The sequence below is a fragment of the Microvirga aerilata genome (genome assembly GCF_016743775.1).
Classification (GTDB): Bacteria; Pseudomonadota; Alphaproteobacteria; order Rhizobiales; family Beijerinckiaceae; genus Microvirga; species Microvirga aerilata.
This window is the reverse complement of sequence record NZ_JAEQMY010000193.1, coordinates 1-4,390: the sequence shown is the minus strand read 5'-3', so window position 1 is coordinate 4,390 and position 4,390 is coordinate 1. Positions and strand designations below refer to the sequence as shown.

The window sequence follows — 4,390 nt, the reverse complement described above, 5'->3', positions numbered from 1 at the left end:
GAGGAGATCGCCCGCAGCGTGCTCTACCTGGCGGCGGACGAGGCCGGCTTCATCACGGGCTCGACCCTGTCCGTGAATGGCGGTCAATACATGACATAGGACAGTGTTTTTCCAGCAAGGCAGCTCGGAAATGGCTAAGCCTCGTTAAACCGGATCTTGTCCTTGGATGCGGTAAGGTCCTCAGCATTAATCAAGTGACCACTGCTGTTGTACTTGCGCCAGCCACAGCACTGGCGTCCATTCTCGTGTAACTCGACAAAGCTATGATAGCGGGCGATCATTCGACCGCTCGCATCATACTCCTCATGGTCCCAATGGATCTGCTGCACCACACCGTCGCAGGCACTGGTTCTGATCTGCTCCAGGCGATGATCAGGTGGAACATGGAGAATGGCTTCGAAGCTGCGCATTGGTTATCCAATCCGCATCAGCGCGCAAGCGTTCTTTGGATGAGGACGCCTGCCCCTGAGCTGGTCAGACCCAATCCGACCGGCCTGTCCTCACCACAGACCGTGAAGGTGCCGTCCTGGTTAGCTTTCTTGGCAACATGGGCCATGAGCGATCCTCGTTTTTGAAGTGAGTTCAAAGCTTCTTGCAACGAGATGTTCAATTCGCAGACAAAAACATTGAAGGCCAAAGATTGGGCAAAGGGTAAGCGGAGAGGAGTTCTGCGGACATTAAGAACCCGCCGACGGGCAATGCTGTCTTGGGCATAATCCCGCTTAGCACATCCGAAGCTTGATTGTGCGTACGGCAGAGGAGTTCAGGGAGAGATGAGAAGCATGGGCTTGGCTTTGAAACACCGGGTCTCAGTCCCGCATCAAACGCCTTGCGTTAGCGTGCACCTGCCTTCGATCGTCATTCAGCACTGTGTGGGCCGATCCACCCGCCGCAACGGTTGTGGCAGCATCCATGAAGGCGAGCATCTTCTCTGTCACCATCAGCTGCGCTTCAGCCAGGGTGCCTTGCCCCATCGCAATCTGCGACAAGCGCATGCCAATGACACTTTGCGCTTCCAAGCCGAGCAGAGCTGCATCCAGGGTCAGCTTAATCCTAGGTCCCAGCATCGCTTCTTCCCCAGCCGCACGGACTGCTCAGTCAGCCGCTAGGCTAGTCAAGTGAACGTGCTTGGTAGCATCAGAGAAGTTTGAGGACAGCAGCAAACGCAAAAGAGTGCCCGACGGTTAGCCGGGCGCCCTGAACAGACTAAGCGTGCCTATCGTTACTTGGCACGGGTCGTGGACTTCGCGGAAGCGAAAGTCGACTGCGAGGCAGAGCGGATGGCATTGAACGGCGCAAGGCTGTCCTGAGCCATCTTGGCGTAGAGTTCGCCTGTCTTCGTCGCCTGGGCAACAAAGCCCTCGTAGGCGCTCTTGACATACTCGGTCTGGATTTCAATAGCCTTGTCAAGCGACTTGACACCAACCAGCTTCTCGAAGGTGGACGCGGTCTGCTCGAACGACTTCTTGGTATAGTCAGCCGCGTCAACAACAATGGCCTTGGTGCCGCTGGAGGCGACATCAAGGACCTTCAGGGCGGCGCCGTAGCTGTCTTGGCCAAGCTTTTGAACGGTCTCAAACTGCTGCTTCATGGGGCATCTCCGAAACTGGGCGTTACGCCCGTTGTAAGGTCTGGCCGAACAACGCTCCGGCTGGCTCTTTATTGTGCATTGCACAAAGAATGTCAACTCTTATTGTGCAGCGCACAAATGAGGGGCTGCCATGTCGGGCATCGATTGCATGGACCTCAATGCAACGCTGCCGGACACATATAGCGTTAGCCGTTGCTATTTTATGCTGCACTGCGATATAAGGCGGAGCCTTGTGGATGGAGTTGCCCCTTTGATGCGTCCTCAGGCTTTCCCTGGAACCCGATCCACAAAGCCAGCCTGCCGAGTTCAGCGTAAATGTCCGGCCTTCTCACCACAGGAGTAGATCCAGCCTTGTTATCCGCGTGACGGGGCAGAGTGCCGCCAGTCGGCAGGATCGTCCCCCCTACTTCAGCAAGGAATGATGATGACGAACCGTACCATTGGCCAAACCCCACCCGATCGAGCAAACGAACTCTTTGCCCAGCTTCTTGACACGCCCGACCTTGCAGCCGAGTCCCGAGAACAACTCTTCTCGGCTCTCAGGCAGGAGCTTGGGCTTCTTGCCAGCCTTCAAGAGCAGCATCTCTTCCCGGTCCTGGAAAAGCATCCGGAGACGGCGGATCTGGTCCGCGATGCTCGGAACGACACCCAGCAAACCAGGACTCTCCTGGACGAACTTGAGACCATGCCCAAGGACAGCGACACATTCATTGCGAAGGTTGCGGACCTGAGAAGGGTGTTCCAGCAGCATATCCGGAACGACAAGAACGAGCTGCTGCCGGTGGTGCTCAAGGTATTGAGCGAAGAGGAGGTCGAGGCCGTCGTCGAGAAGGTCGAGGAGGAAATTGCCGAAGTTGAGCAGACCAAGCGCGCCACCGCACGCCGGCGGGTTGCAGCAAGGGGTAAGCCCAGGTTAACCGAGGAGGCGCAGAGCACAGAAGGAAGCCTGCTGGCTACCATCGAGGCGCAAGCTGAGGGTGTCGAGGAAGTGACCCAGACGGTGCAGGAGGCTGCTCAGGACAGCGTGCACACCGCGTCCGAGACCGCAGGCCGTTCGATCGACGTTCTGGGCCGCCAGAACCGAGAGACGCTCAACCTGATTGATCGTGCGGCTCAGTACCCTCAGGCCATTGCCCGATCCCACAGGATCCTGGCCCATGGAGCCGGGACGATCGCGCTGGAGTGGTTTGGCCTCCGTCAGGAGCGCCTGCTGAAAAACATCGGTGCCATGAACGAACTTCTGACCTGCCGGTCGGTGCAGGATGTGGTGAACGTGCAGCGTTCCGTTGTCCGTGAGTACCTGAAGAGCATGATCGAAACCAATCAGCGCCTTGTGCAACTCACCACGCAAGTCGCCCAGGAGGCGAGCCGGACCATCACCGCCTCACCTCGGGTATGATCGGCACATCTTCCGACAGTGCTGTAACGCACACCCTCCCGGTTCAGGCTCCGGGAGGGTACATCACTTTACCTGTGTTGCTGGTTCCAGGGTTGGTGGTCCGCTCCACCTGACCTGCAGTCTTGCCCCAGTGACAGCTGGGAACTCAGGATAGATCAGGCGTGCGTTCTTGCACAGCAATGGGCGGGCCTCACGCTGATGCCATGGCGCTTTGGCACCCTGTTCCAGTTCCACTCTGTTTTTCGGCTTCCATTCTGTCTCGCAAACGGTTTAGCTTGTGCTATGAGAGTGGATAGCCCTTCTGTCAGCCCAGCTGTGAGAGCCAACCACAGGGGCAATCGGCTCCTTGCGGCTCTGGCGCCTGATGATTTCGCAGCCCTGGAGCCACACCTGCAGGGTGTGATGCTGAAGCAGGATCAGATCCTGTACGAGATGGGCGCCCCCCTCCGCCACGCCTACTTTCCCCATGACACGGTGGTGTCGCTTGTTGCCGTGCTGAAGGACGGCCGCTCTGCGGAAATGGCAGTCTATGGCTGTGAGGGGGTGCTTGGCCTTATTGGGGCGATCGCCACCCGAAAGGCGCTCGGACGCTACATCGTGCAAGCATCCGGCACCGCATCCCGAATTGAATTGGATCGGCTGCACGAGGTGATCAACAGCCGCCCAAGAGTTCGCCAGTTGGTGCTTCATTTCACCGAGGCAATGATGGCCCGGGTTCTGCAGAATGTGGTGTGCAACGCGATCCACAGCGTCGAGGCGCGGTGCTGTCGCTGGATCCTCAGCATGCACGACCGGCTTGAAGGGGACACTGTGCCTCTCACTCATGAGTTCCTGTCCGAGATGCTGGGGGTTCAGCGCTCCACCGTCAGCAGCATCACACGAGCCCTTCAGGGATCAGGCTTCATCAGGCAGGGTCGAGGAGTGATCCGGGTCACAGATCGTGCTGGTCTGGAGGCGACCTCCTGTGAGTGCTACGGCACAGTCCGACGCAGCTTCGAGCGCCTTCTCCCTTACACCTACAGCGACGTTACTCCCGCTGATCCCCGCCAGCCGCCGCATCGTCTGCTCTTGCCTGGCTGAAGACGGGCATCTAATGGGCTGATCCTTTAGTGCGTCAGAGGCTCAACCTCTCGAGAGTACCGACCTTGCGCTCAGGGAGAATGACAGGAAGCGTCGGAAGCCAGCCTTGTCAGGCGCCATAACGGCTATACTCAATTAACGTGATGTTCCCTTCACAAGGGTTCGCTTTGTCAAACTAAAGACAAGGGCTTTGTCACAGGTTTCACCAGCTACAGCTCCTATGCCGAAGCTGAATCGATCCTCCTTTAGGCTTAGAGATCCTCAAGCTGTTCCAGTCTACTAGCGACTGTTGAACGATCGTCGCGCCGTTTCTGCCTTAG

General features: G+C 57.8%; 5 protein-coding genes. 3 read left to right on the top strand and 2 right to left on the bottom strand.

The genetic code is table 11. The features are described from left to right. Positions 1-99, top strand: a 99-nt coding sequence (locus JKG68_RS31200) for an SDR family oxidoreductase (RefSeq protein ID WP_202066206.1), incomplete at its 5' end; no start/stop codon positions are given. A gap of 35 nt (positions 100-134) precedes the next feature. Here the strand turns inward: JKG68_RS31200 and JKG68_RS31195 are convergent. Then, entirely contained in the window at positions 135-410 is a 276-nt protein-coding gene (locus JKG68_RS31195; RefSeq protein ID WP_202066205.1) for a hypothetical protein, read from the bottom strand. Positions 411-1,222: 812 nt separating this feature from the next. Continuing rightward, entirely contained in the window at positions 1,223-1,591 is a 369-nt protein-coding gene (locus tag JKG68_RS31185; protein WP_202066201.1) for a phasin family protein, read from the bottom strand. A 424-nt stretch (positions 1,592-2,015) separates the two neighbouring features. Between JKG68_RS31185 and JKG68_RS31180 the strand changes: the two genes are divergently transcribed. Continuing rightward, entirely contained in the window at positions 2,016-2,990 is a 975-nt protein-coding gene (locus tag JKG68_RS31180; protein WP_202066199.1) for a hemerythrin domain-containing protein, read from the top strand. Between the two features lie 402 nt (positions 2,991-3,392). Continuing rightward, complete coding sequence (locus JKG68_RS31175) at positions 3,393-4,070, top strand: Crp/Fnr family transcriptional regulator (RefSeq protein WP_246516104.1); 678 nt, start codon at positions 3,393-3,395, stop codon at positions 4,068-4,070. The last annotated feature ends 320 nt before the right edge of the window (positions 4,071-4,390 follow it).

Excerpts from the sequence above, each read along its gene's own strand:
- JKG68_RS31185 (WP_202066201.1), bottom strand. The coding sequence starts at position 1,591 with ATGAAGCAGCAGTTTGAGACCGTTCAAAAGCTTGGCCAAGACAGCTAC.
- JKG68_RS31175 (WP_246516104.1), top strand. The coding sequence starts at position 3,393 with ATGCTGAAGCAGGATCAGATCCTGTACGAGATGGGCGCCCCCCTCCGC.
- JKG68_RS31195 (WP_202066205.1), bottom strand. The coding sequence starts at position 410 with ATGCGCAGCTTCGAAGCCATTCTCCATGTTCCACCTGATCATCGCCTG.
- JKG68_RS31180 (WP_202066199.1), top strand. The coding sequence starts at position 2,016 with ATGACGAACCGTACCATTGGCCAAACCCCACCCGATCGAGCAAACGAA.